Below are 26168 nucleotides of genomic sequence, written 5' to 3' on the forward strand. Positions count from 1 at the left end.
AAACTAAACCTCAGGGTATTCTAGTAAGGCTTTATTCCTTGTTCGGGAGCAAAGCGCTTGCAGGCATCGCGCAACTCTTCAAGCAAGATTTTAAAGCTAGCTTCTCGAGGACTGTTTTTGCGCCAAGCTAAGGCTAGCATTCGCGTCATTGGATTACCTTCAATCCGACGAATTGCAACACCTTCAGCCTTTTCAAATTCAGATGATATGTAAGCTGCGGGAAAAAGCGATATCCCCATGCCAATCGACACCATCTGACGCACAGCATCGAGACTAGTACCCTCATAATCTTCTCGCATAATCGCGCCAGACCTATCACAAAGGCTTCGCACATTTTCATAAAGTCTGTGTCCGCTACCCATGGTCAACATCATCCTACCATTTAACGCCTCTACTTCAATCATCGAACATTCAGCTATTGGGTCCTCAACAGGAATGCCAAGAAAAATAGTCTCCTCACAAATCAACTCAGATTGTAAATTTTCAGATAAGATTGGTGCAGGCGTGATCACACAATCCAGTTTACCATTGACCAAGTCTGCCTCTAACTCTACCGGCCTATCTTCACGAATATAAATCTCTAAATCTTGGTATTGCTCATGTAAACGGGATAAAATACCGGGCAGAATATACGGTCCAAATGTTGGCGCAGCTCCCAGACGAATAAGGCCACCTAGATTATTTGAAGATACATCCGCCGCAGCCCGCATGTCATCAAGCGTGTTAAGCACCAATCTCGCATAAGGTAGCAGTCGCAGGCCCGCGGGCGTAGCCAACGCTCGCTTCATCCCTCGTTCAATTAGCTGCACCCCTAAGCGGTCTTCTAATAATTTGAGTTGCACAGACAGGGTTGGCTGCGCCACATTACACATATCGGCAGCTCTCCCAAAATGACCAGCCTCGACCACGGCGATTAGATACTCCAATTGTTTTGGCGTTGGGCGAAAAACCATATGTGTCCCCATAGTCATAATCTATCGATATTATTTATTCTATCAATTGGAATTATTAAAGAAAAGAGCTTATCTGTTCCGTAAAGGAAGAAATATGAAGCAAACTATGATAGTTTGACCATCAGTAAACATGTTATACCCACGCTTTTAGAGATACAATTTACATATGCTTACGAGATGCGTTTGCTTTGTATATGAGTATTAACAGAAGCCTATCTGATAGAACGTGTTCGCTCTCAAACTATCAGAATCATGGAAAGAAGTTCGGTTCATAGGGCTTAAGGATACCCCCATTTTGCTTACGCCTTGCCCGACCTTTGGTATAACATGAATACAACCTGCTTGCATTTCGCGTGCAAGCAGGTTTTTTATAACAAAGAGGCATATATCGAAGCAATGGAACTTGCATTTTCAACCCTCCTCTCACCAATTGTACTATTCTTTCTGCTTGGCTTGAGCGCTGCTTTACTCCGATCTCAAATGTCCGTACCAGAAGCTTTTGCAAAAGGACTTGCCATCTATTTGATGATGGCAATAGGCTTAAAAGGTGGTGTTGAGATGTCCAAAAATACGCTCACACCGGAGGTCATTAGTTTATTTGTCGCAGCACTTGCTCTTTCATTCTTGCTTCCAATTATCGCATTCAGATTGTTACAAGTAACAACGGGTCTATCGAAAATTGATGCCGCCGCAGCGGCAGCTCACTACGGTTCAATCTCTATTGTTACGTTTGTTGCGGCAAGTGAAGCCATTCGACTTGCAGGTTTTGAAGCGTCTGGACATTTGGTAGCTGTTGCTGCGCTTATGGAAACTCCTGCAATTATCAGCGCGCTTTTACTCGTAAAGAGAGACAAGAGTAACCCCGTCGCAGGTTCGGAAAAAGGTGAACTTGTTCGCGAAGTTTTACTCAATGCATCTGTTGTTGTTCTGCTAGGTGCTCTTGCAGTCGGCTGGATTAATGGAGAAGAAGGTATTCAAAAAATTGCACCATTCTTTGTATCACCCTTTCAAGGTGTTCTGTGCCTATTCTTGCTTGATATGGGGCTTTCAGCTGGCCGTGGTTTACGTCAAGGTTGGAAACAATTGCAATGGACCACCATCATGTTTGGGATATACATGCCGCTGATTTCTGCTGTTTTTGCGGCAGGTACATCTTACATCCTAGGACTCAGCACAGGTGATGCGGCGCTTCTTATTGTGCTTGCAGCTTCTGCTTCGTATATAGCGGTGCCAGCTGCAATGCGTCTCGCTCTTCCGGCTGCGCAGCCTGGAATTTACTTAACATTATCACTTGGCATAACATTTCCATTTAATATTATTGCAGGCATTCCAATCTATATTTTGCTCGCTGAGTTTGTATCGGCATAGGAACCCAAAACATGTATGCAAAAAAACGAATTGAAATTATTATTGAAAAACCTGCCTACAAACGTGCAGGCCGTGTTTTGCAACGTGCAGGTGTAACAGGCTATACGGTCTCGCCTGCTCTCGCAGGCTTTGGTGACAGTGGTATGTGGTCACGTGACACTGATATTTCTGGCAGCCGCGACATGGTGACCATTGTCACCATAACAACAGAAGAAACAGCGACAAAAGCACTCGAACAATTGTCTGATCTACTAGGTGATCATATCGGCATCGTCAGTATCAGTGATGTTGAAGTACTCAGGGATGAACGTTTCTAATCATTATATTCCGGTTCTATTGCAGTAAAACCATGATAGATTGTTTCCGTACCTTAAATGGACTTGTATGACCATGAAATTTTTAAAATCAATAGTCACAATTCTTGTAGCGATCTATATTGTAGCTACTGGTTATCTTTATTTCTTCCAAGACGGAATGATCTTTCCTGCTCCTGACGACCAGATTGGCATTGAAGCAGACGAAAATTTCGTACAAATTGGAGTGCAAACGCCAGATGGGGAGAAGCTATTTGCATTGCACCACCCCTCTCAAAAAAATGAGGCGACGATCATCGTATTTCATGGAAATGGTGATGCAGCTATTCATCAAAAATCACGTGGGCTAAAACTCATAAAGGCAGGCTTTGGAGTGCTCTTGGCGGAATACCGTGGCTACCCTGGCAGCACAGGGACAGCAAGTGAGGTTGGGCTTTTCACCGACGCTCTGGCATTTTACGATTACATAATCGAACAAAGACCCCAGAAAATTGGCCTTTATGGTCATTCACTTGGATCAGGCGTCTCTACCTACTTAGCGTCTGAGCGAGATGTTTTTGCACTTGTTCTTGAAGGTCCATTTGATGCATTGGCTGCAGTAGCGGCTGATCGTTATCCGTTAATACCAGTTTGGCAGCTTATCAAACATAAGTTTCAATCAGATATCTATATCAAAGACCTTGATGCGAAAATACTCATTATGCATGGTGATTTGGATACAACAGTTCCCATAAAACACGGAAGGCGCCTACTGGAAGCGGCGCCTAAAGGAACAAATTTCGTCGAAATTATAGGCGGTCGGCATAGCGACCTGGAAAAATTTGGCAGTGAGGAGAAAGCCGTTGATTTTTTCAAGCAGGCTTTAAACTAAACCAGTACCAATTTCAGCCTAGCGGTAGATTGGGTTACCATTGCGGAATTTACCACGGTCAATTTCGCGCATACGGTTTTCAAGGTCTACCAGATTTCTAGCTGTATTTAGATACTCATTTTCAGCATCGCGACGGTGTTTATCATGGTTAAACAAATCAAAGAATTTCATAATGTTTCTCGCTTATATCTTATCTTTTGTAGCCTCCTCAATATAATAGAGTTAGGGAAAATGAGAAGCGTTGATAATTAACACCAGCTATGCAGCAGGCGAATAGCAGATTAATGAAGCCTCAAGAAACAAACAGAACAATCATGCAGACCCCATCACCTTGCGTATTGCATTTTGGATGGAAGTAACCAGCTCCTCCACATCCAATCTGCTCGTCTGATGCCCAATGATTGACACCCGAATAATTTCACCATCACGCCATTGACCGTGGGTAGGGTATACACGACCGTCGTCATGGATTGCTTCAAGTATTTTCTGTGTCGTCTCATCGCGAGCATCCCCCTCACCGCAATAAAAGGCAACTTGATTACAGGTGATATCATTAAGAACGGTTACTTCCGGTATTTTCCTAAGTTGCTCACCAACCCATTCTGCCATTTCACAATGCCCAGTCACCATATCACGAACACCTTGTTTTCCGAGCGTACGCAAGATTGCATAGCTGGGAACGCCGCGCGCGCGCCGGGATAATTCAGGTGTTGAATCATTCGGGTCCCACGCATCGCTTACACTTGGAAGATATGCTCCTTTGGCTGACATGGAAGCAACAAGCGGTTCGCGATCACGCGTGATAACCATCCCTGCATCATATGGTGCGTTCAACCACTTATGCAGATCGACAGCCCAACTGTCTGCTTCATTTACTCCCGCGAGTCGATGGGCTAGCTTCGGAACAGCATGTACCCACAAGCCAAACGCACCATCCACATGTATCCACGCATTCTTCCTGCGGGCTATTGGGATAATTTCAGAAAATGGATCAAACCCACCTGAATTTATATGGCCAGCTTGTAGAATAACCAGAATTGGCCCATCAAGCTTTTGTATAACCTTGCGAAAATATTCTGTTTGAATACAACCTTGTTCATTCGTTTTGACTTTATGAACCCGCTCAGATCCTAGACCTGCATAACGTAAAGCCGCAGCGGTCGCAGAATGTGCTTCATCACCAATCACAACATGGATTTTAGGTGCATCAAACAGACCTTGTTTTTCGACATCCCAGTTATGTCGGTTAAGCAAAGCATTTCGAGCCGCCATCACAGCGACCGCATTTCCTTGTGTTGCGCCAGTAACAATGCCTGCCCCGCTCTCCTTTGGAAGCGCTAGAAGATTGATGATCCATTCGCAAACCTTATTTTCCATAATGGAAACAGTTGGCGTAAGCTCTGCATAACCACTCACCTGCGCCCAGCTGGATGAAAGCATGTCAGCTGCCGTTCCGACCGGATGAGAAGCGCCAATTACATAACCAAAAAAACGTGGTGAGATCATTCGCATCAGACCGTCTTCACCTTTGCTAATGATATCCTTGATAACAACATCCGCGGCTTCTCCAACTTCATTAAGATCACCGCTAAACCGTTGGGCTGCTTCTGCAGCATCAATTCGTGGCTCTATCGGACGATCTGATAGTCCGTTGCGATATGAAATTGAGTGATCAAAGACAAGCCTAAAAGCGTCTAATTCATCGTTCTTTAGGCTCATAACGTTTCCTATTTGCTCAGTAAAAATGCATCACGATAATTAATACACCAGTTAAAGGTGTTTTACGAGATCGATTTCTTTTTTGAAGAGCAAATTTGCTAGTCTATTATCGCGGCCACGCGTCAATTTTCCTCGCGATTTTAACCTTAAATCTTTCGACTACATCCGGCGCAAGCTTTTCGCTGCGATAGAGTGATAAATAATCCAGCTTGGCATTTTTTGCGCACGCGCCAAGTAAGGCATGCTTTACGATCCGTTTAACTGGCCTAAACATCACCAATCGATCCACCCACCAGGGAGATCCTAGTGTGGTGATCACCAAAACATTCCGAAGACCATCCAATTTTGGCTTTATCGCATCCAGATCATCTGCATTTTCAAATGCAATTCCAGGTGCCCATACCCGGTCAAACCAGCCTTTTAAAATAGCGGGAAAACCAAACCACCATGTTGGAAACGCCAGAACCAGAGCATCCGCTTCTTGCAATCTAGAAACGCTGTTATCCAAGCCAGAAGTATCAAAATTACCGTAATATGAGAGACGTTCATCTGCCGTTAATACTGGTTTAAAATCAACATCATATAGATTTTCTTCAACAACCTTATGACCATTTCTATTAAGTTGCTCAATTGCTTCTGCTGCTAGTGAATTGCAAAGACTATCGGTAAGAGGATGAGCAATGACAACAAGGCATTTCATCAACGATGTTCCAGCTCAATGTCATGCAGATTACCCTGCATCACGCATACCTTCAGCCGTTTGTAAATCAACCGATACAAGTTGGGAGACACCTTGCTCGGCCATTGTAACACCAAACAGGCGGTTCATGCGTGACATGGTAATAGGATTGTGCGTAATCAATACAAAGCGCGTTTCTGTAGATGATGCCATTTCATCCATGAGGTTACAAAAGCGCTCAACATTATGATCATCAAGCGGTGCATCAACCTCATCGAGCACACAAATGGGTGCAGGATTTGTAAGGAACACCGCAAATATCAATGCCATAGCGGTCAAAGCCTGCTCGCCGCCAGAAAGAAGCGTCATGGTTTGTGGTTTCTTGCCGGGCGGGCGAGCTAAAATCTCAAGTCCAGCCTCAAGTGGATCATCAGACTCCACAAGCTGCAGCTCAGCCGTTCCGCCACCGAACAAATGCGTGAAGAGGCGCTTAAATTGTTCATTAACAACATCAAATGCTGCAAGTAATCGTTCGCGACCCTCCTTATTCAAGCTTTGAATAGCAGATCGTAACTTACGAATTGCCTCTATGACATCTTCTCGCTCGGAAACAATCGTATTTAGCTGTTCGGAGAGTTCTTTCTGTTCTTCCTCAGCACGAAGGTTCACAGCACCCAAACGCTCTCGTTCGACTTTCAATCGCTCCACAGAGCGTTCAATTTTATCCGGATCGAGATTGTTCTCATCTCCTTCGATTTGTGCCAGTTTCATTGCCTCGTGTGGTTCGCAGTTCAGTGCTTCACGAATTCTGGCTTCGCTTTCCAGACGACGTTCTTTTGCCGCGACCGTGCGCTCTTCCGTTCGTCCTCGCGCTTCTCGTGTTGTTGATAAGTCTGAGATTGCTTCCGTTGCAAGCCTATCCGCCTCTTTAGATTTACTTTCAGCGATAGCTAATATATCGGCAGCTTCTTTTCGCAGACTTTCAGCTTCTGTAAGCTGATTCATTAGTTGAATGCGGCGCTGGGACATATTATCTGGCGCATCAGCGAGTGTTTTAGCTTCCTCTTCCGCAACCGATGAGCGTTCTTTCAACGATGAGATTTGGCTCTCTGCGTTTTTTGCACGGAGTGTCCAGTTTTCACGCTCTATCTTGATTGAGTCTATGCGTTGCTGCCTAGAACGATTCTCCCGCTCCATGCCTTCATGCGCAGCACGTGCTTCTGCTAAAGCACCGCGATCGGTAGCAACTTTTGTGCTTGTGTCATTAAAGTTCTTTTCAAGCTGACTAAGATCTGGTGCCGCCAACAATGCAGCTTCGACTTCGACTAAAGCCGCCTTAACCTCATCTAATTGTGTTACAAATTGATTTTCCGCCTCACGCAAAACAGCTGCACGATTTGATAATGCCCCAGATGCATCTTGTGCCTCTTTCAAGGATTGGCGGGCGCGTATGACAATATCAGCTGTGGTTCGGATAGCTTCCCGCTTTGTCTGCAAATCTTGCTGTGCTGTCGTAACTTTAACTTTCGCAGCTTCAAGACTTTCTTCAACTTTGCGAAGAGCTTTTGTAGCTTCAACGGCTTCTCGATCAAGTTCTGCTAAACGATTTTTTTGCGCCAAACGCATAGCCGCAGGCGTTGGTGCATCGGCGGATGCTACATAACCATCCCAACGCCATAATGCACCCTCAATGGTGACCAATCGCTGACCAGGTAAAAGTTGAGACTGCAATCGTTCCCCTTGCGCATCTGTGTCAGCCACACCAACTTGGGATAAACGGCGAGCCAACGCTTTTGGCGCTTTTACAAAAGCTGAGAGTGGCTTTATGCCTTCCGGCAATTTCTGGCTAATATCTGGACCATCAATCTCTTGCCAAAATGCGGGTGCATTCGCGTCCATTGGCAGATCAAGATCATCGCCAATGGCGGCCCCAAGCGCTGTTTCAAAACCACGTTCGACATCAAGCTTATCTACAATTGGTGGGAATAACCCCGTTTCACCACCAGCATTTAAGATTTTACGAATGGTGCGGGCTTCGGTTTCTATCTCATTGAGATGTGCATTGGCATCGGTTACCGGTTGGCGCGAATGACCTTCCGCCTGCCGCGCTTCCTCCAACGCAATTTCCGCAGCATTCGAGGCTTTTGCAGCAATTTCAGCATTTACTTCTGCTTGCTCAAGTTCAGTTTGTTTTATGTGTGGATCAGGCAAGCCAGCGATTTGTGATTCAATTCCAACAAGCTCAGCACGATGATCTGTCATCTGACGTTCAATTCGTGCCTTGCGATCAGATAATTCCGAATTCCGTCGCTCAAGTTGAGATTTACTTGCCGCAGCTTCCGCACGTTCGGAGGTAACTGCTGTTAAAGCTGTTTCGCTGGCAGAAAGTGCGGCGCCAGCGGTTTCAAACACCTGCTTCAATTTGGCAGCATGCGTGTCACTATTGGCCAAAAGCTCGGATAGTTCAGCCTCTTCTGTATCCAATCGCGCTAATATCTCAGCATTATCGGCAACCATTTGCTTCTCGCGATCAATATCTGCACCAAACTGCATGAGACGTTGATCTAATTCATTTTTTCGCCGTTCAAGGCGCTTTGCCTCTTCCTCCAACTGTGTTTTGCTGATCTGCAAACGTTGCAATGCGGCGGCAGCTTTTGCCTCAGCATCGCGCAATTCCGGCAATTTATGTGCTTCAACAGCTTGATTTCGCGCAGCTTCGCTTTGCTTTGCAGCCATTTCAGCAACTTTTTTCGTTGCTTCTGACAAATCAGACTGTGATTGCGCTTCCGTTTTCTTGGCCTGCTGCCAACGAATATGCAGCAGCGTTGCCTCACTTTTGCGAATGTCAGCTGAAATTGACTTAAAGCGATTGGCTTGTCGCGATTGACGTTTCAGGCTCTCAATCTGGCTGTCGAGCTGTCCTGTGACATCTTCCAAACGTTCAAGATTATTTTCTGCAGCTCGCAACCGTAACTCAGCTTCATGTCGGCGAGAGTATAATCCTGATATGCCGGCCGCTTCTTCAAGCAGTTGGCGGCGCGCTTGAGGCTTTGCCTGAATAAGTTCGCCAATCCGCCCCTGCCCGACCATAGACGGAGAACGCGCACCTGTTGATGCATCCGCAAAAAGCAATTGAACGTCTTTTGCACGTGCGTCTTTCCCATTGATACGGTAGGCAGAGCCAGACTCGCGCTCAATTCGACGCGAAACATGTACTTCATCTTGATCATTAAAGGCAGCTGGTGCCGTGCGATCACTATTATCTAGAAACAAAGCAACCTCAGCAGTATTTCGTGCAGGACGATTGCCAGAACCTGAGAAAATGACATCATCCATGCCAGATGCACGCATATTTTTGTATGAATTTTCACCCATCACCCAGCGCATGGCTTCTACAAGATTGGACTTGCCGCAACCATTGGGGCCAACAATACCTGTTAGCCCACGTTCAATTACAAACTCGGAAGGTTCAACAAAAGATTTAAACCCTAATAGTCGTAATTTATTAAACTTCATGACGAAATCCCTTCGTCATAAAGTTTAATTTCAAGCTTTTCGATGGAAGGCCGGGCACTAGACGCACGTATCCGGCTCCAAAAATTTGGGTCTTATAAGAAACTGTCGATAAGCGCCGACATTGATTCAACAGACATATCCCCCGAGTAGCGCTTCCCATTCACTATAAAGCTTGGCGTAGACTGAATGCCATAATCGTTCGCGCCGCGGTTTCTAACCTCTGTAACATCATCAAGAAGCTGTTGGTTCGTCAAGCAAGTGTTGAATGTCTCTTGTGTAAAACCAGCCAATTTGGTCAATTTTAGGAGTTCAGCACGCGCATCTTCGGCTCTTGACCATGAAGATTGCTGTTGAAAGAACATATCAACCATCGGGAAAAACTGCTCTTCTGGTGCACAACGTGCCAGCATAATAGCTGCCGCAGCGCGTGGATCGAACGGGAATTCGCGCAATATAAAGCGAACTTTACCAGTTTCGATATATTTCTTTTCAATTTCTTTAAACGTTCTAGCGTGGAAATTCGCACAATGAGGACATGTCATGGACATATATTCCACAATCGTGACAGGTGCATTTGCATCACCTAATTCCATCTCTTTAAGTGGACTTGCTTTTAAGACCTCGGCCATATCGACATCACCATCTGAAGGCGGAACATCAGCCGCTGATGTTGTGATATTGTCAATTTTTGTAGCTTCCGCAGTTGCATCATTTGTTACTTGCACTGTTGAACTGTCAGCTTCGCCAGATGCTTCGGATACATCCTGCGCTTCGCTACAGGCCACAAGTGTAAGCGCCACACCTGCTAAGAGACCAATGCGGATACCGTTGCCAGAGAATTTCTTTAAATTTTTGCCCATTTCAACCAACATTTATAACCCTTTCTAAAGTGCCCACCTTACTCTTACCCTCCCCCCAGAGAGTTTTATTGAGCATTAAAGAGCATTCAATTGCTTTTACATAACCAACCAAAATTGCAAGCCGGCCCATCCAACCATTTCACAATTTTAACTTAACCGTCGAAAACTAAAGAGGACAAGTTTGAGGCATTTTCATGACCCAATTCCATTACCCGTCTCAATGATTATTTCTGTCGCTTTGACAAAACAGCCTCGCCCAATTTTGTCAATGCCTGTTTTAGGTTTGAATCTTCAACACCACCAAGCATATTGTTGAGCTCTTGTTTTTCGCTTTTTTGTAATTTTCGAGGTTTTTTACGAATTTTGTCGTGTTTTTGTACTGCTTTTTGAATAATTTTTATGCGATTGATGGCGGGAAAGCCAAAAAACGAGTTGATCCGCGAAATAATTTCATTTTGTTGATGAGACAAAAAAAGCGCACAAGATCCTTCGCAGGCTATCGTTAGTTGCCCTGGCTCCAAGCCGCCGCCACTTTCAGGATCAGACTGTAGATGCCCTCTTTGGCGTGGCCAGGTGATTTTCTCAGGGCGTGAACATTCCTCAAATTCAGGACCGACAATTTCATCCCAAACACCGATTAGCATCGTATTAATGCCAGCCTTTTTAGCCAAAATTGGATCAATTAAGACATTGGCAATCTCGGCAATTTGTGAGGCTGGTTTGCCTCCATATCCGTTTTTTTTATAGTTCCCTGCCAAGGCATTCGATCCTATGTTCGAGTTTTGCTTTATATTCAACTCATCATTAAACGCATTATTGGGGTTTTGCTACTTTTTAAAAGCACTTGATCTTACAAAGAAGTGAATTCGTAATATAAGTAGCATCGCAATGAATAATACCTAACTTAGAAGGTGATCAGATTGAGTGAAATTTCTGGCAAGCTACTGGTATGGTATGATAAATACCACCGCACTCTGCCGTGGCGAATACCGCCAGGAGATAGTAAATCAGGTATTTTACCTGATCCATATCATGTCTGGCTATCAGAAATTATGTTGCAGCAAACCACGGTCACTGCAGTGAAACCCTATTATGAGAAGTTTTTAAAACTCTGGCCAAACATCACAGCTTTAGCTGAAACTAGCAACGAAAGCGTTATGCAAGCATGGGCCGGATTAGGCTATTATTCCCGCGCGCGAAATTTAAAGAAATGCGCCGAATATGTTGTTTCCGAGCTCCAAGGTCGCTTCCCCGACAATGAAACCGAACTAATCAAGCTACCAGGTGTTGGTCCATATACGGCAGCAGCAATCGCCAGCATTGCTTTTCAACAACCCGTAGCCGTAGTTGATGGCAACATCGAGCGAGTTTTTGCGCGTCTCTTCACGATTAATACCCCATTACCACAAGCCAAAGTACCGATAAAAGAAAAAGTGGCCAAGCATTTACCCGCGGCGCGACCCGGTGACTTTGCACAAGGGCTTATGGATCTAGGCTCATCAATTTGTACTCCTAAAAAACCCAATTGCCTGCTCTGCCCGTTGCAGGATATATGCAAAGCTTCAAAACTTGGCTCTCAAGAAAGCTATCCCGTAAAAACCCCTAAAAAAGTTAAAGCAAAGCGCAGAGGCGCGGCATTCGTTATCGAAGATATGGATGGTGCAATTTATATACAGAAGCGACCTGAAACCGGACTTCTTGGCGGTATGAGCGAAGTTCCAACGACAGATTGGAACTCAAATCAAGACGGAGAAACTGATATCCAGTCTGCTCCGTTTAGTGGTGACTGGCAAAAAAGGGGAGAAATCAGGCATGTATTTACCCATTTTGAACTTAGTCTGATTGTCTACCACATAAAAGTGGACATACGACCTACGTTAAACGGTTGGTGGTCCGCACAAAATGAAATTGAAGGTGAAGCGTTACCAAATCTTATGAAAAAAGTTGTTTTAAAAGCGACTGATCGAAAGCGAAAGTAGATTTCGATAATACCACATAGATATCGTAACAATAATATCTTCAAAGCAGTGAAGGTTTTACTGATTGTAAGAAGGACCGACCTAATAGTCGGCCCGGTCAACTTACGGTAAAACTACCCGGCCTTTGCCATTTCAGCACGAATAACCGTACGAAACTCATCAATTTGCTTGAGTTTACCTTGATCCTCATAATGCCAGAATGTCCATCCGTTGCAAGCATCAAAGCCCTGGACTTTTGCACCCATCTTATGGATGGAACCAGCTTCACCATTTGCTTCAATGGTTCCATCAGCACGTACGTTTGCCATGTATCGACGTTTTGAATCCGTCAATGTTGTACCAGGTTTGATCAGTCCAGATTCCAAAAGCGTGAGAAATGCGACACGTGGCTCGGCCTTCTTGCCGGTAATGACCTTCAGCTCCGCTTTGCCAAGTGGTGTAACACTATCAATACGGGCTGTTGCTGCATCAATATAGTCTTGCTCGCGTTCAATCCCGATGAAATTACGCTCAAGACGTTTAGCTACGGCGCCCGTTGTACCAGAACCGAAGAACGGGTCCAGAATAACATCACCGGGTTTTGTGGATGACATGATCACACGTGCAAGCAATGCTTCCGGCTTTTGTGTCGGATGGACTTTTTTACCATCGTCACCTTTAAGACGCTCACCACCATTGCAGATCGGAAATAACCAATCAGAACGCATTTGCACATCGTCATTTGACGCCTTTAACGCGTCATAGTTAAAAGTGTAACCCTTAGCTTTCTCATCGCGGCTTGCCCAAATCATGGTTTCGTGTGCATTTTGAAAACGACGGCCACGAAAATTTGGCATCGGATTTGTTTTACGCCAAATCACATCATTAAGCAGCCAAAATTCTAGATCCTGCAAAATAGCACCAACGCGGAATATATTATGGTAAGACCCAATCACCCAAATTGTGCCATTTGGCTTTAAAACACGGCGACAGGCCAACAACCAAGCACGGCAAAAGCTGTCATAGGCTTCAAATGATGAAAATTGATCCCAAGCATTGTCAACAGCATCAACTTTTGAATGGTCCGGGCGATGAAGATCACCACCGAGCTGCAGATTATAAGGTGGGTCGGCAAATATCATATCGACAGAATTATCAGGAAGCGCTTCAAGAGCTGCGACACAATCACCCTTGATAATTGAGTTCAGATAAGGGGCCTTATCTTCAGAAGCGGACCGGATTTCTTTCAGAGAAACAACAGACGACATGGGATACTCACACAAATACTCAAAACATAATGAGCACATTGTTACTGCTTACGGTAAATATTGAATTACTGGACATGGTAAACAGAAAATGAACGTCTAAAAATATCCCACAGTGACTTGCTTTATGAACTGGAATAAGGAAAAACGGGCACCTTAAACTCCATCTACATGAACGGATTTCCAATGGCTGACCTTGATCTCATCATATTCGATTGTGACGGCACGCTGATCGACAGCGAATTTCTAGCGGCGCAGATAGAATCAGAACAACTAAGACAGGCTGGCTTTGATATCCCCGTTGAGGAGTTTGCTGAACGCTTTGCAGGAATGACGACCAAGAATATCATGATGGAAGTTGAGCGACAGGAAAATATCCCCCTTCAAGCGACGCTACTGGAAGAGACACATGATATTTTGAATAGACGCATCCCAGCAGAGGCGATTGCCATTGAAGGTGCAGCGGATGCACTTAAAAAAATAACGACCCAAATGTGTGTTTGCTCTAACTCGCCAGAAAGTCGCCTTGAGATGATGTTGACCAAAAATCAGCTCATTGGCTATTTTGGTGACCGCATCTATTCGTCAAGAAACGTGGGAGAGAAGCGACCAAAGCCGCACCCTGATGTTTTCTTATACGCGATCGATGTGCTCGATGCAGAACCCGACTATACAATCGTGATCGAGGATTCAGAATCGGGCGTCAAAGCGGCAAGGGCTGCAGGCGCACGTGTCATTGGCTTTACCGGCGCTTCTCACAGCTATCCCAGCCATTCAGACAAACTCATTGACGCGGGCGCTGAGACGGTCATTAACCGCATGTCAGACTTGCCACAAATGATCGAAGTTCTGGCTGAATGGACCGAACTTAAATAGCCGCTCTAGCTTTTTGGACCTGAATCGAAACCGACAAAAACCTCTGTTTCGCCGCCAGCGCCCGCAGGAATTATAACATTGGGGTCATTAAATACGAATTGAGCTGTCAAATTCGGGCCAATTAAAGATACAACCTGCGTTGAAAGTTCTGAATAGAGGACACTCTTTGTTTTTTTATCGACCACAACGACACGAATAGGCAATTGAACCTCGCCGGCCTTGCCTTGAGGCCCTGCAAGTAAACGACCCGCAGCAAATACACTTACATTGAGCTGTCCGCCCGAAATAGTGCAAGATCTCGTCGCATCCGCCAATGAGGACTGATATGTGATCTTGGATGGATCACCCTCACCTTTTCGGGTATAAGCGCGGTAATATGTTGTACCCTCTCGGAAACTTACGCGCGGACAGCTACCCTGAATAATTGGCGCTGTCTGTTCCGCTGTATTTGCAACATCTAACGTATTTGCCGGCTCTGTTGATTTACAACCTGAGAGTATCAAAAAAACTGATAAAATTGGTAATGAATTTCGAATTATATGGAACACAGGAACAAACTCTACTTTTTTTCAAAATTTTAAATTGTAACATGCATGACGCAAAGGCTTTGCATGTCTGTCATGTTAGTTTATATCAGCGCCTGAACAAAAAATCGATGCAGAGCATCTATAAAAATAATCTTTGATGCTAGCACATGGAGAAAATAGCTTTGCAATATGTATCCACGCGAGGTGAAGCACCTGAATTAGACTTTAGCGATACTCTTCTCGCAGGTCTTGCAACAGACGGCGGCCTTTATGTTCCTAAAACATGGCCAGAATTTAGCAAACGAGAAATAAAAGCGTTACGCGGCAAGCCTTATGCCGATGTTGCTTTTACGATTTTGCAGCCATTTGTTGACGGTGATATTCCCGATGATCAGTTAAAGAAAATGATCGATGAAGCTTATGCAGGCTTTCGCCACAATGCAGTAACACCAATTATTCAGATGGATGATAATTCTTATTTGCTTGAATTATTCCATGGTCCGACATTGGCATTTAAAGATGTTGCTATGCAATTACTCGGTCGCATGATGGATTATGTGCTTGAGCAACGCGACCAACGTGCAACAATAGTTGGCGCGACATCAGGCGATACCGGCGGTGCAGCGATTGAAGCATTTGCTAATCGAGATCGTACAGACTTGTTCATTTTGTTCCCGCATAATCGGGTTTCGCCCGTGCAACAACGCCAGATGACAACGTCAAAAGCAAAAAATGTGCATTCCATTGCGATTGAAGGTACATTTGATGATTGCCAAAACCTTGTCAAAGCAATGTTTAATCATTCCGACTTTAGACAAGATGTACAGCTTTCTGGTGTGAATTCCATCAATTGGGGTCGTATAATGGCTCAAATTGTCTACTATTTCACTGCAAGCCTAGCCATAGGCGGGCCTGATCGCAAAGTATCTTTCACCGTTCCAACTGGAAATTTCGGCGACATCTTTGCAGGTTATGCAGCGAAGAAAATGGGGCTACCGATCGCCAAATTGACAATTGCCTCCAACGACAACGACATTCTCGTTCGCACACTTAAAACCGGCACCTATGAAATGAAGAGTGTTTCGGCAACCAGTTCTCCGTCGATGGATATTCAAATCTCATCGAACTTTGAACGCTTACTCTTTGAAGCCTATGGGCGCGATGGTGTGAAAATTCGCAACGCGATGGACGCACTAAAACAATCAGGTTCATTTACGATTGAAGATGACATTCTTAAAGCTATCCGCCGAGAATTTACAACAGGAAAAGCACTTGGTAAAAATGTCGACGCCACGATTTTGAAATATCATCAGGAAAATGGTTACTTGCTTGACCCTCATACTGCCGTTGGCATGTATGTTGCCGAGAAGAATATACGCCCTACAGCGCCTATGATTACTCTTGCAACTGCACATCCGGCAAAGTTTCCGACAGCGGTTAAAACCGCTTGCGGAATTGACCCAGCACTGCCAAACTGGTTAAGCGATCTGATGCAACGGGAGGAAACGTTTAGAGTATTGCCAGCAGAGTTAAAATTCGTGGAGGAATTTATCTCAATGCATACACGTGCAAGCCTTTGAATTTAATAATTATATGAGTATCAAGACAACCCAACTTAACAATGGCCTGACAATTGTTACCGAATATATGCCGCATCTTGAAAGTGCCGCTTTAGGAATATGGGTCAAAGCTGGCTCGCGTGATGAAACAGACGAAGAGCACGGCATTGCCCACCTTTTAGAACACATGGCTTTTAAAGGTACGGGCAAGAGAACGGCTCGACAAATCGCTGAAGAAATCGAGAATGTCGGCGGTGAACTCAATGCGTCGACATCAACTGAAACAACAGCTTTTTATGCCCGTGTTTTGAAAGATGATGTCCCGCTGGCCGTTGATATTCTGATTGATATTTTGACAAACTCAACATTTGAGCAAGATGAACTTACGCGGGAAAAACACGTCATTTTGCAAGAAATTGGCGCTGCAAATGATACACCTGACGATATTGTCTTTGACAGATTTTCCTCTGCCGCCTTCAAAAATCAAACAGTCGGACGGCCAATTTTAGGAACACCGGAAACTGTTGAAAGTTTTACGCCCGATCAGATTCGTAACTACATGAAGCGAAATTACACCGCCGACCGCCTCACATTTGTGGCAGTTGGTGCAGTAGATCACGATGAAATTTGTAAACTGCTTGAAGATCATGGAACAGCATTTTATCCAGCCAGCGATAAGGGCCGCGAATATCCAGCAGCTATCTACACAGGTGGCACGTTTCGCGAAAAACGCGACTTAATGGATGCACATATATTACTTGGCTTCGAAGGTCGAGCATACCATGTACGTGATTTTTATGCATCACAAGTGCTTGCAAATATTTTAGGCGGCGGCATGTCATCGCGTCTTTTTCAGGAAGTACGAGAACGCCACGGCTTATGTTATTCGATTTATGCATTTCATTGGGGCTTATCTGATTGCGGGATTTTTGGCATCCAAGCGGCAACAGGCTCAGAAGATGTTAAGGCTCTCATACCTCTCATTTTGAAAGAGCTTGTGCGAATCTCTGAACATGTTGAAGAACAAGAAATTGACCGCGCACGAGCACAAATTCGTGCGGGTCTTTTGATGACTCACGAAAGCCCTGCAGCTCGTGCCGGTCAGATTGCACGCCAAATGATGCTCTTTGGGCGCCCAATTTCAAATGAAGAATTAATGGAAAGACTTGTGAACATTACACCTGATCGTCTCACAGACCTTTCCCAGCGCTTGTTTTTTGGTCAAAAAATGACGACATCGGCGGTAGGTCCAATTGACCATCTCGCTGGTATTGAAGATCTTGAGAAGCAACTCAAAACGCCAGGCTCAATGCTAAATGCAGCTGAGTAAAGCGCCATAAGGGCCCTATATGACGCCATTTTTTTGCAATAAGGGTAAGGCTTTAAAAGGCTCTCTGGCTGCCAATGGCCATGCCTTTTTACTAGTTCTAATTTTGGTACTATTCTCAATTATTACTGTACCAAATCAAGTTCTTGCCTATGATCCAGTTCAAATCACCTCTGAAGATAGGGCTATTAATTTAACGAGTGCTGTTGAGATATTTCCGCAGCAGGGGGCTGCTTTTCAAGTTTCCACAGCCCCCGGCACTGATGGTATTGTCCGCCGGATTGAAGTACGTGCAACTGGCGAGCAACATGCAGGGAACTGGGCCGTATTTGTGCTCGCAAATGGTACGAGTGAACAGATTGATCGGTTAATTGTCGCGCCACATTATCGCATTGTAAATGCAGGAATTATTTGGCCTGACTTAGGCTCGAAACGTATTAACAGCATTACACCCAGCGAAGGTTTTGCTCTTGACCGGGAACAAAGTGATGATGCCGATATTTTCCGAATTACGCTTAATCCGGGAACCGTTGTTACGTTTGTCGTTGAACTCACCAGTGATAATTTGCCGCAAATGTATCTTTGGGAACCAGGAGCATACAAAGATACAGTCAACTCATTCACCTTATATAAGGGAATTTTGATCGGTATAGCAGGCTTGCTGGCTGTATTTCTTACAAATCTTTTTATCGTTCGATGGACAGCTATGTTGCCCGCAACTGCAATGCTGGCATGGACAGTTTTGACCTATATCAGTGTTGATTTTGGCTTTCTGCCTGAACTTTTGAGCATTGGACCAGAAGAGCTTCAATATTGGCGTGCTGGCGCTGAGGTTTTACTTGCAGGCAGTTTAATTATTTTCCTCTTCACTTACCTGAGCCTTCATAACTGGCATACAAATTTGTCATATTTAACTCTTGTGTGGCTCTTGGGTCTTGCGGGTTTATTTTCGATAATCTTAATCGATGCTGCTGTTGCTTCTGGCATTGCACGTATTTCGTTAGCGACTACAGTTGTGCTTGGTGTCTTTGTTATTGGTTTTCTTGCTTACCATAAATATGATCGCGCAGTTATGCTCATCCCAACATGGCTTTTACTCCTATGTTGGTTACTCGCTGCCGGTATGACGATTACAGGTCAGTATGATAATGACATTTTACAACCAGCTCTCGGCGGGGGCATGGTCCTTGTCGTATTACTCCTAAGTTTCACTGTGATGCAGCATGTTTTTACAAGCGGCATATACCAACAGGGTTTATTTTCAGATGCAGAACGTCAATCGCTTGCCCTTACAGGATCCGGCGATATAGTTTGGGATTGGGATGTCGCAAGAGATCGTCTGACAACAAACCCTGACATATCAAAACCCCTCGGGCTTGCGCCAAACAGCCTCCACGGTTCATTGCGAAACTGGCTTCCCTTGATGCATCCAAATGATCGCGATTCCTTTAGCACAACACTGGATATCATGCTTGAGGTCAAGAAAGGTCGCATTCATCAGGAGTTTCGTATTCGCGCCTCAGACAATCATTACCATTGGTTTTCATTAAAAGCGCGCCCAGTGATAGGTGCTAATGGTGAAATCCTTCGCTGCGTGGGAACCATTCAAGACATTACGGAACAAAAAATTATCGAGGCACGCCTTCTGAAAAATGCTGTTACAGACAGTTTGACGGGGCTTCCAAATGAAGAGCTCTTTCTGGATAGGCTTCAAACGCATCTTGTGATGGGAAATCGCGACAGTAACCTTCTACCGACCGTTTTAATAATTGATCTGGATAGCTTTAAACAGGTCAATAAGGCTATTGGTATGGCCGCTGGTGATACAATCATGCTGGCGTTAACAAGGCGCATCAGGCGACTACTCAAAGAAGAAGATCTGATGGCGAGAATGAGTGGAGATCAATTTGGCGTAATCTTAATGTCTGAATCTGATCCAAAAAACATAGCCGAGCTTGCAGATGCAATCAGCCAAGCGGTTAAAGCCCCAATAGATTTTGCAAAAAAAGCGTTCAGTGTCACCGCTTCAATAGGCATGTTCACAGTTGTGAATACAAATGCATCGGCGACGGAAATATTGGCAGATGCTGAACTTGCAATGCTACATGCAAAACGTTTTGGTGGTGACCGTATTGAACCATTTAAACCTGCTTACAGGTCAACCGGTCTTAGCTTCCTCAGCCTGCAAGAGAACATGAAAAATGCGATTGCCCGCGGTGAGATAACTGTCGTTTATCAACCCATCGTGAAATTGGACAGCTTGGAGATTAGTGGCTTTGAGGCTCTTCTAAGATGGGAAGACCCTAAAAAAGGCATTATTCCACCTTCTGAATTTATTCCGCTCGCAGAAAAAAATAGCTATATATTTGAACTTGGTCTCCTAGCACTAAAAACTGCTGTTGAAGATATGTCTAGCTGGCACTCAATTTTGGGGGACCTACCAATTTTTATGTCCATCAATTTATCAGCGGCCCAGTTAATGAAGACAGATCTGTTTGACGATATTCAAGCGGAAATTAGTCGTTCAAAATGCGCTGCCTCAAAATTTAAGTTTGAGCTAACCGAAACGGTTGTGATGGGTAACCCAGATATCGCTGCGGCGACCTTCGAGAAAATCAGACAGGCAGGTATGGGACTTTCCCTTGATGATTTTGGTACAGGCTATTCATCAATGTCATATCTGACACAATTCCCGTTTGACGTGTTGAAAATAGATCGTAACATCATTGTGGGCAAAAGTGAAAAACACAGCAAGATGCGAAAATCAATCGTTAATCTCGCTAAAGACCTAGATCTACAAATTGTTGCAGAAGGTGTTGAAACAACAAGTGATGTTGAGGAGCTTTCAGCGCTTGGGTGTGATTATGGCCAAAGTTACCTGCTCGGAAAACCAGGCAGCTCCGACGAAACGCTCAAACTACTACGCGAACGTTTTTCATCAAATGTAAAAAGCTAAACCAGACCTATGCACGACCGCTGAAGCTTGACAATTGAGCAGCCTCTACACCCATGGCTGAGAGCGTGTTCGTATAAATTTTATCGATATCAGGGTCAAATACGGCTTCTTCATTTAGCGGGCAACTAAGCCAGCTATTTGCTTCGATTTCTTCTTCAAGCTGCCCTGGCGACCAACCCGCATAACCTAGACAAAGCACAGCTTTTTTTGGACCGACACCAGCTGCGATAGCCGTCAAAACATCTAGCGTTGCGGTAACGGCCAGCCCGGCAGATAGATGCATAGACGAGGAATTGGTATAATCATCTGAGTGAAGTACAAACCCACGCCCACTATCAACTGGACCACCAATATGAACTGGCAACAGATCGCTAACACCTTCTGGTAAAATGACGCCAGGTTTAGCTTCGACCTGAAGCTTCTGCATGAATTCCGAAAACAGAATATCAGACTGTTTATTCAATACAAACCCCATCGCACCGTCATCTGAATGAGAACAAATCAATATAACACTTTGTGCAAACGGCGTATCATAAAGTCCGGGCATAGCAATAAGGAGGTTATTCTCTAGATAACCACCCCCACGCTGTAATATATCGTTTGATCTATCCATATTTGATAACCTAGCAGACTTTATTTTCCACGCAAACTGTTCACAAAACAAGAACTATTCTCTGAACTTTTGATAAGGATATACAAATTATAATCTCACAAGCTAGTCAATTCTATTTGATTGGTATTATTAACAAGCGTGGTTTACGGTAAAGGGTATGAAACGTATTAAGTCATATTTCACATTCATTCTTCTTGCGCTGTGTCTTCCAACTCTTCCCAGTTTGGCAGCAAGTACCGATTGGTTCGAGACAGACGGCGCTAAGCTTCGATTTATTTCGGAAACTATTCCAAATAGTAATGACATAATTGATGCTGTGTTGCAGATCGAGCTTGAACCCGGTTGGAAAACCTATTGGAGGGAACCAGGTTCTTCGGGAATTCCTCCCAGTATTGACTTTTCCCAAAGTAAAAACATCAAAGAAGCACGCGTGCTTTTCCCCACACCCGTTATGATTGACGATGGGTATTCACGATATGCGGGTTATAAAAAATCCGTTGCTTTGCCAATTGAAATTAAAAGCAATGGTGAGAATCTGCATCTAATTTCAGATATTTTTATTGGTGTTTGCAGCCATATATGCGTCCCTTTTTCTGCCAAAATCGATCTCGACTTATCTAATTTGCAGACAAATGCAGCGGAAAAAGAAGTCATCGAACTGGCTCGCATAGGGCTTCCGCTTAAACAAGGCGATGATCTCAAACTTAATAAAGCAAGCTTTAATAACGTGGAAAATTCGATTGATTTGAATATAGAACTTCCAAGCTTTTATCCCAAATCATTCAAACCAGAAGTATTTTTGCATGGGCCGTCAAAATTATCGTTGTCCCAACCCCAACTTATAGAGATCAATGAGACTCAAGCCAAATTTAAAACAAAGCTCTTCAAAAAACTAAAAGTAGATGAGACCCTATCTGGAGAGATGTATGTTTTAATAAAGCTCGGACAAAGATCTGTAGAAACCTCTATAAATCTGGACACGCTAAATTAAAGTTTCTAACATCCAAACCTACACCGCTCTGGTCATATAACTAGATTATGCGAACAAGCTCCACTATCTTCGTTAAATAAAATTTATAAGGAAATATGTATGTCAATTTCAATTGGTGATTCTCTCCCAACAGCTGTTTTTAAAGAGAAAACGCCCGATGGATTATCCGAAGTCAGTGTAAATGACATCTTTGACGGCAAGAAAATTGTTCTTTTTGCAGTACCAGGCGCGTTTACCCCTACTTGTCATTTAAATCACCTCCCCGGCTACCTTGAACATCACGATGCGATCAAAGCCAAAGGCGTTGACGACATTGCTGTTGTCTCCGTCAACGATGCTTTTGTTATGGGTTCATGGGCAGATGTTACCGGCGGGGCAGATAAAATACGTTATCTATCAGACTGGGACGCGAGCTTTACCAAAGCAATTGGTTTGGAAACTGATCTTTCTGCAGGAACATTGGGCATTCGTTCCAAGCGCTATTCCATGATCGTTGAAAATGGCAAAGTTACTGCGCTCAATGTCGAAGATGTGCCAAGCGAAGCAGTTAGTTCGGGCGCAGTAAAACTGCTCGAGCAACTTTAAATTACGATTTTTTAAACGGCTCCATTCCGGCACGAGCGAGCTCATCAGCACGTTCATTGTCGGGATGGCCTGCATGCCCCTTGACCCAATGCCATGTCACATCATGGTGACTACGCGCCTCATCTAACGCTTGCCAAAGCTCTACGTTTTTTACTGGTTTCTTGGCAGCTGTGCGCCAATTATTTTTCTTCCAACCATCAATCCATTTCAAAATTCCATCGCGCACATATACAGAATCTGTATATAGATCAATTTTGCAGGTTTGCTTCAAAGCATTCAATGATTCGATTGCAGCGGTTAATTCCATCCTGTTATTGGTGGTGTTGGCCTCGCCACCTTTTAATTCTTTTTGATTATCTTGATAACGAAGGATCGCACCCCAACCACCTGGTCCCGGATTACCGGAACAGGCGCCGTCTGTATAAATTTCGATATGTTTCATGAATTAATTCAACCCGTACTCAGATGGGCTCTTGATACTTTGGTGAAAACGCAGCCGACGCAGATATTCAAGCGGATCTTTTTTTACAACAAAGGCACCATCGGGAACATTGATCCAATCGTAAAGGCGGGTGAGGAAGAACCTCATGGCAGACCCGCGAGCGAGCAACGGCATCGCATCACGCTCTGCTGGCTCCAACTTGCGTATGCTTTCATACCCTTTGAAAAAAGCCATAGCTTTGGTCATATTGAAAGAACCATCAACCTCAAAACACCATGCATTTATGCAGATGGAAATGTCATAGGAAAATGTATCGTTACAAGCAAAATAAAAGTCTATCAGGCCAGACAGGTCATCGCCGATAAAAAAGACATTATCGGGAAAGAGATCTGCATGGATAACTCCACTTGGTAGCCCCCTTGGCCAATTATTTTCCAACTCATCAAGCTGTCCGTCTATTTCTGCAACCAAGCCCTTTTGAACCGTATCGGCTTTATCTCGTGCCTGATTCCAAAGAGGTCGCCAATCTGAAAGCTCAAGCCCGTTTTTTCGCTTTATCGGGAAGTCCTGCCCTTTGAGATGGAAACTTGCAATGGCTGCACCTAGTTCACGGCAATGCTTGGCTTGGGGTTTTCTGAGCCACATGCCTTCTAAAAAGGTAATAATTGCGGCTGGGCGACCAGCTAACTCTGATAAGATCTCCCCATCTTTTCTATGAACAGGCAGTGGGCAGCTCACATCGCGCGCCGCTAAATGTTCCATCAATCCCAAGAAAAACGGTAAATCATCCTTATTGACCCGCTTTTCATAGAGGGTGAGAATAAAGGTGCCTTCTGTTGTACGTAACAGATAGTTAGAATTTTCAACGCCTTCGGCAATCCCTTTGTAGGAGAGTAACGTTCCGATATCATATTTTTTGAGGCAATCCGCCAACTCAACTTCATTAATATCTGTATAAACTGCCATTCTACTGCCCGTTCACAAAAGCCATGTCTTGAACCGTAAGTTCGACATCTCTAATCTCGCGGTTAACAAGAAAGTTCTCGGTCTCTTTGACAATTTCGGCAAGCTCAATTTTAACATCAAACCGTTCGCGGAATGCTTCGATAATCTCATCAACAATAACCTCGGGTGCTGAGGCCCCGGCCGACATGCCGAGCGTGCGTACATCTTCAAATTGATCCCAATTGATTTCTGATGCTCGTTGAACCAAAAGCGAATTCTTTGCCCCTGCTCGCTTAGCAACTTCGACAAGACGCTTGGAGTTCGACGAATTCGGCGCGCCAACTATAATGAAGAAATCACAACCTTCCGCGGCCTGTTTTACAGCTTCTTGGCGATTGGTTGTCGCGTAGCAAATCGATTCAGCAGCAGGTGCATGAATATTCGGAAAGCGCTCCTTCATCCGTTTGATCACATCTTGTGTATCATCGACCGATAGTGTGGTCTGCGTTACAAACCCTAAAGCATTTGGATCGCTTGGCGAGAACGCGTCCACGTCCTCCACCGTTTCGATAAGTGTAACTTCACCTGCTTCCAACTGCCCCATTGTTCCAATGACTTCAGGGTGACCTTTGTGTCCAACCAAGATAACATGACGCCCCAAACGTACATGGCGCATGGCTTGTTTATGGACTTTTGACACCAGCGGGCAGGTCGCATCTAGATAAAATAAATTTCTCTCAACAGCATCTTCTGGCACGGATTTCGGTACGCCATGAGCCGAGAAAACCACCGGTTGATCGTGGTGTTCTGTCGGTATCTCATCAAGTTCTTCAACGAAGATTGCGCCAAGTTGCTCGAGCCCTTCGACAACAAAACGGTTATGCACAATTTCGTGGCGCACATAAACGGGCGCTCCATATTTTTTGAGCGCAAGCACTACAATTTGAATAGCTCTATCCACACCTGCACAAAATCCGCGCGGGCCACATAATCGAATTGTCAATTCAGATTTTTGCATCAAAGTTACATCCTATTTTCATAACCTTAGTGGGTGGCCTGCCTCACGATGTCAAGAGGAAGCAACGATGATCTTTAAGCTTTCAATGTCTTGCGCCGAAACAAAAATACACCAGCGATAACCAATAATGTTGCAGCAAGTCCATACCAGGTGAAAGCATATGATAGATGGTTATTGGGAAGATCAATAAGTGTCACACCACCAATTGGATAGCCGCCAGGAATATCTGACTTAACGGCATCGATGAAAAACGGTTGCACCTGATCATCTGCGATCGTTAACTCACTCATCTTCGCCATCAAAATGAGATCTTTCCAATAAAATATGTTTTTAACCGGATCATTATCAGGAACCAAACTGGATGGTTTTTCATTTAACATTTTTCGAGCAAGACCTGTGACCGACACACGACCTGTAATTTGTCCTTGCGGACGTAATTCCGGATTCTTAAGGTCAAATTCAACAAAACCACGATTGATGAACACGGTGCCACCTTCAAAGCTCAATGGCGTATAAACATAATACCCCGTGCGGCCTTGATGCGTGGCAAAAAAATGCTGTTCTTTGGAATGATCAAAAACACCCTCAACCGTGACGGGTTGATATTCAAAAGCCTTTTCATCTTTTACATTCTCGATAATCTGATCAATCGTTACTGGTTGCGACTTAAGCCTCTCGTCTATCTGGCTAAGAAGATTTTCTTTCCATTCCAGCCGATTAACCTGCCATGTCCCCAGCACGATAAGGGTCGCAAACACTATTATCGTTAAGGTCAAAATGAGTAAGTTAGCGATAGAGAATTTTTGAATTTTCTGTTGTTCCATAT

At 44.4% G+C, this 26168-nt stretch carries 24 protein-coding genes; 10 read left to right on the forward strand and 14 right to left on the reverse strand.

Translation table 11 applies throughout. The annotated features are described in order from the left end of the window. Positions 1-20: 20 nt before the first annotated feature. Positions 21-953 (reverse strand): hydrogen peroxide-inducible genes activator, encoded by a 933-nt coding sequence (locus tag G3W54_RS04505; RefSeq protein ID WP_162651931.1) that lies wholly within the window; start codon positions 951-953, stop codon positions 21-23. A gap of 396 nt (positions 954-1349) precedes the next feature. Between G3W54_RS04505 and G3W54_RS04510 the strand changes: the two genes are divergently transcribed. From G3W54_RS04510 to G3W54_RS04520, 3 genes are all read left to right on the forward strand, one after another. Continuing rightward, positions 1350-2321 (forward strand): sodium-dependent bicarbonate transport family permease, encoded by a 972-nt coding sequence (locus tag G3W54_RS04510; protein WP_162651932.1) that lies wholly within the window; start codon positions 1350-1352, stop codon positions 2319-2321. Positions 2322-2332: 11 nt separating this feature from the next. Next, a complete protein-coding gene (locus G3W54_RS04515) occupies positions 2333-2638 on the forward strand; it encodes a DUF190 domain-containing protein (protein WP_162651933.1) in 306 nt (101 codons plus the stop codon). Between the two features lie 73 nt (positions 2639-2711). Then, positions 2712-3506 carry an alpha/beta hydrolase gene (locus G3W54_RS04520; RefSeq protein ID WP_162651934.1) on the forward strand — a complete coding sequence of 265 codons (795 nt, stop codon included), beginning with the start codon at positions 2712-2714 and terminating at the stop codon, positions 3504-3506. Positions 3507-3524: 18 nt separating this feature from the next. Here the strand turns inward: G3W54_RS04520 and G3W54_RS04525 are convergent, their stop codons facing one another. The 6 genes from G3W54_RS04525 to G3W54_RS04550 all read right to left on the reverse strand — a co-directional run bounded on the left by G3W54_RS04525 (position 3525) and on the right by G3W54_RS04550 (position 11038). Next, positions 3525-3677 (reverse strand): DUF3563 family protein, encoded by a 153-nt coding sequence (locus G3W54_RS04525; protein WP_162651935.1) that lies wholly within the window; start codon positions 3675-3677, stop codon positions 3525-3527. Between the two features lie 141 nt (positions 3678-3818). After that, entirely contained in the window at positions 3819-5225 is a 1407-nt protein-coding gene (locus G3W54_RS04530; protein ID WP_162651936.1) for an aminotransferase class V-fold PLP-dependent enzyme, read from the reverse strand. Between the two features lie 106 nt (positions 5226-5331). Beyond that, complete coding sequence (locus G3W54_RS04535; protein WP_162651937.1) at positions 5332-5925, reverse strand: NAD(P)H-dependent oxidoreductase; 594 nt, start codon at positions 5923-5925, stop codon at positions 5332-5334. Between the two features lie 30 nt (positions 5926-5955). Next, positions 5956-9420, reverse strand: a complete 3465-nt coding sequence (gene smc, locus G3W54_RS04540; RefSeq protein ID WP_162651938.1) for a chromosome segregation protein SMC — start codon at positions 9418-9420, stop codon at positions 5956-5958. A gap of 92 nt (positions 9421-9512) precedes the next feature. Continuing rightward, positions 9513-10292 (reverse strand): DsbA family protein, encoded by a 780-nt coding sequence (locus G3W54_RS04545; RefSeq protein WP_244627832.1) that lies wholly within the window; start codon positions 10290-10292, stop codon positions 9513-9515. Between the two features lie 212 nt (positions 10293-10504). Further along, a complete protein-coding gene (locus tag G3W54_RS04550) occupies positions 10505-11038 on the reverse strand; it encodes a DciA family protein (protein WP_162651939.1) in 534 nt (177 codons plus the stop codon). A gap of 153 nt (positions 11039-11191) precedes the next feature. On the opposite strand from G3W54_RS04550, the gene mutY reads away from it, so the two are divergent. Next, positions 11192-12259, forward strand: a complete 1068-nt coding sequence (mutY, locus tag G3W54_RS04555; protein ID WP_162651940.1) for an A/G-specific adenine glycosylase — start codon at positions 11192-11194, stop codon at positions 12257-12259. Between the two features lie 113 nt (positions 12260-12372). On the opposite strand, the gene G3W54_RS04560 is transcribed toward mutY, so the two are convergent. After that, the gene (locus tag G3W54_RS04560; protein ID WP_162651941.1) at positions 12373-13506 is read right to left on the reverse strand and encodes a site-specific DNA-methyltransferase; all 1134 of its coding nucleotides are present in this window, start codon (positions 13504-13506) and stop codon (positions 12373-12375) included. 183 nt (positions 13507-13689) lie between these two features. On the opposite strand from G3W54_RS04560, the gene G3W54_RS04565 reads away from it, so the two are divergent. Further along, positions 13690-14379, forward strand: coding sequence for an HAD family phosphatase (locus G3W54_RS04565; protein ID WP_162651942.1), 690 nt, complete (start codon positions 13690-13692; stop codon positions 14377-14379). A gap of 5 nt (positions 14380-14384) precedes the next feature. On the opposite strand, the gene G3W54_RS04570 is transcribed toward G3W54_RS04565, so the two are convergent. Continuing rightward, positions 14385-14927, reverse strand: coding sequence for a hypothetical protein (locus G3W54_RS04570; protein WP_162651943.1), 543 nt, complete (start codon positions 14925-14927; stop codon positions 14385-14387). Positions 14928-15073: 146 nt separating this feature from the next. Here G3W54_RS04570 and thrC point away from each other — a divergent pair, with 146 nt between their 5' ends. The 3 genes from thrC to G3W54_RS04585 are packed head-to-tail and all read left to right on the forward strand — an operon-like array spanning position 15074 to position 20748. Beyond that, complete coding sequence (thrC, locus tag G3W54_RS04575; RefSeq protein WP_174244208.1) at positions 15074-16486, forward strand: threonine synthase; 1413 nt, start codon at positions 15074-15076, stop codon at positions 16484-16486. Between the two features lie 13 nt (positions 16487-16499). After that, positions 16500-17795 (forward strand): pitrilysin family protein, encoded by a 1296-nt coding sequence (locus G3W54_RS04580; RefSeq protein ID WP_162651944.1) that lies wholly within the window; start codon positions 16500-16502, stop codon positions 17793-17795. A 19-nt stretch (positions 17796-17814) separates the two neighbouring features. Further along, a complete protein-coding gene (locus G3W54_RS04585) occupies positions 17815-20748 on the forward strand; it encodes an EAL domain-containing protein (protein ID WP_162651945.1) in 2934 nt (977 codons plus the stop codon). A gap of 7 nt (positions 20749-20755) precedes the next feature. Here the strand turns inward: G3W54_RS04585 and G3W54_RS04590 are convergent, their stop codons facing one another. After that, entirely contained in the window at positions 20756-21361 is a 606-nt protein-coding gene (locus tag G3W54_RS04590) for a YqgE/AlgH family protein (protein ID WP_244627834.1), read from the reverse strand. 157 nt (positions 21362-21518) lie between these two features. Here G3W54_RS04590 and G3W54_RS04595 point away from each other — a divergent pair, with 157 nt between their 5' ends. Both G3W54_RS04595 and G3W54_RS04600 read left to right on the forward strand, forming a co-directional pair. Further along, complete coding sequence (locus tag G3W54_RS04595) at positions 21519-22352, forward strand: protein-disulfide reductase DsbD domain-containing protein (RefSeq protein ID WP_162651946.1); 834 nt, start codon at positions 21519-21521, stop codon at positions 22350-22352. A gap of 99 nt (positions 22353-22451) precedes the next feature. Continuing rightward, positions 22452-22937: a peroxiredoxin gene (locus G3W54_RS04600; protein WP_162651947.1), complete on the forward strand. Its 486-nt coding sequence runs from the start codon at positions 22452-22454 to the stop codon at positions 22935-22937. A 1-nt stretch (position 22938) separates the two neighbouring features. Here G3W54_RS04600 and rnhA read toward each other — a convergent pair whose 3' ends face one another. From rnhA to G3W54_RS04620, 4 genes are all read right to left on the reverse strand, one after another. Beyond that, complete coding sequence (gene rnhA / locus G3W54_RS04605) at positions 22939-23379, reverse strand: ribonuclease HI (RefSeq protein WP_162651948.1); 441 nt, start codon at positions 23377-23379, stop codon at positions 22939-22941. Positions 23380-23382: 3 nt separating this feature from the next. After that, positions 23383-24345, reverse strand: coding sequence for a homoserine kinase (locus G3W54_RS04610; RefSeq protein ID WP_162651949.1), 963 nt, complete (start codon positions 24343-24345; stop codon positions 23383-23385). A gap of 1 nt (position 24346) precedes the next feature. Further along, entirely contained in the window at positions 24347-25342 is a 996-nt protein-coding gene (gene ispH, locus G3W54_RS04615) for a 4-hydroxy-3-methylbut-2-enyl diphosphate reductase (RefSeq protein ID WP_162651950.1), read from the reverse strand. 74 nt (positions 25343-25416) lie between these two features. Further along, complete coding sequence (locus tag G3W54_RS04620; protein WP_162651951.1) at positions 25417-26166, reverse strand: SURF1 family protein; 750 nt, start codon at positions 26164-26166, stop codon at positions 25417-25419. Positions 26167-26168 lie beyond the last annotated feature (2 nt).

The sequence above is a fragment of the Lentilitoribacter sp. Alg239-R112 genome (genome assembly GCF_900537175.1).
Lineage (GTDB): Bacteria > Pseudomonadota > Alphaproteobacteria > Rhizobiales > Rhizobiaceae > Lentilitoribacter.

What these genes read in the sequence shown, in the direction of transcription:
- G3W54_RS04505 (WP_162651931.1), bottom strand. Translation starts at nt 953, where the DNA reads ATGGTTTTTCGCCCAACGCCAAAACAATTGGAGTATCTAATCGCCGTG.
- G3W54_RS04510 (WP_162651932.1), top strand. Translation starts at nt 1,350, where the DNA reads ATGGAACTTGCATTTTCAACCCTCCTCTCACCAATTGTACTATTCTTT.
- G3W54_RS04515 (WP_162651933.1), top strand. Translation starts at nt 2,333, where the DNA reads ATGTATGCAAAAAAACGAATTGAAATTATTATTGAAAAACCTGCCTAC.
- G3W54_RS04520 (WP_162651934.1), top strand. Translation starts at nt 2,712, where the DNA reads ATGAAATTTTTAAAATCAATAGTCACAATTCTTGTAGCGATCTATATT.
- G3W54_RS04525 (WP_162651935.1), bottom strand. Translation starts at nt 3,677, where the DNA reads ATGAAATTCTTTGATTTGTTTAACCATGATAAACACCGTCGCGATGCT.
- G3W54_RS04530 (WP_162651936.1), bottom strand. Translation starts at nt 5,225, where the DNA reads ATGAGCCTAAAGAACGATGAATTAGACGCTTTTAGGCTTGTCTTTGAT.
- G3W54_RS04535 (WP_162651937.1), bottom strand. Translation starts at nt 5,925, where the DNA reads ATGAAATGCCTTGTTGTCATTGCTCATCCTCTTACCGATAGTCTTTGC.
- smc (WP_162651938.1), bottom strand. Translation starts at nt 9,420, where the DNA reads ATGAAGTTTAATAAATTACGACTATTAGGGTTTAAATCTTTTGTTGAA.
- G3W54_RS04545 (WP_244627832.1), bottom strand. Translation starts at nt 10,292, where the DNA reads ATGTTGGTTGAAATGGGCAAAAATTTAAAGAAATTCTCTGGCAACGGT.
- G3W54_RS04560 (WP_162651941.1), bottom strand. Translation starts at nt 13,506, where the DNA reads ATGTCGTCTGTTGTTTCTCTGAAAGAAATCCGGTCCGCTTCTGAAGAT.
- G3W54_RS04565 (WP_162651942.1), top strand. Translation starts at nt 13,690, where the DNA reads ATGGCTGACCTTGATCTCATCATATTCGATTGTGACGGCACGCTGATC.
- thrC (WP_174244208.1), top strand. Translation starts at nt 15,074, where the DNA reads ATGGAGAAAATAGCTTTGCAATATGTATCCACGCGAGGTGAAGCACCT.
- G3W54_RS04580 (WP_162651944.1), top strand. Translation starts at nt 16,500, where the DNA reads ATGAGTATCAAGACAACCCAACTTAACAATGGCCTGACAATTGTTACC.
- G3W54_RS04585 (WP_162651945.1), top strand. Translation starts at nt 17,815, where the DNA reads ATGACGCCATTTTTTTGCAATAAGGGTAAGGCTTTAAAAGGCTCTCTG.
- G3W54_RS04590 (WP_244627834.1), bottom strand. Translation starts at nt 21,361, where the DNA reads ATGGATAGATCAAACGATATATTACAGCGTGGGGGTGGTTATCTAGAG.
- G3W54_RS04595 (WP_162651946.1), top strand. Translation starts at nt 21,519, where the DNA reads ATGAAACGTATTAAGTCATATTTCACATTCATTCTTCTTGCGCTGTGT.
- G3W54_RS04600 (WP_162651947.1), top strand. Translation starts at nt 22,452, where the DNA reads ATGTCAATTTCAATTGGTGATTCTCTCCCAACAGCTGTTTTTAAAGAG.
- rnhA (WP_162651948.1), bottom strand. Translation starts at nt 23,379, where the DNA reads ATGAAACATATCGAAATTTATACAGACGGCGCCTGTTCCGGTAATCCG.
- G3W54_RS04610 (WP_162651949.1), bottom strand. Translation starts at nt 24,345, where the DNA reads ATGGCAGTTTATACAGATATTAATGAAGTTGAGTTGGCGGATTGCCTC.
- ispH (WP_162651950.1), bottom strand. Translation starts at nt 25,342, where the DNA reads ATGCAAAAATCTGAATTGACAATTCGATTATGTGGCCCGCGCGGATTT.
- G3W54_RS04620 (WP_162651951.1), bottom strand. Translation starts at nt 26,166, where the DNA reads ATGGAACAACAGAAAATTCAAAAATTCTCTATCGCTAACTTACTCATT.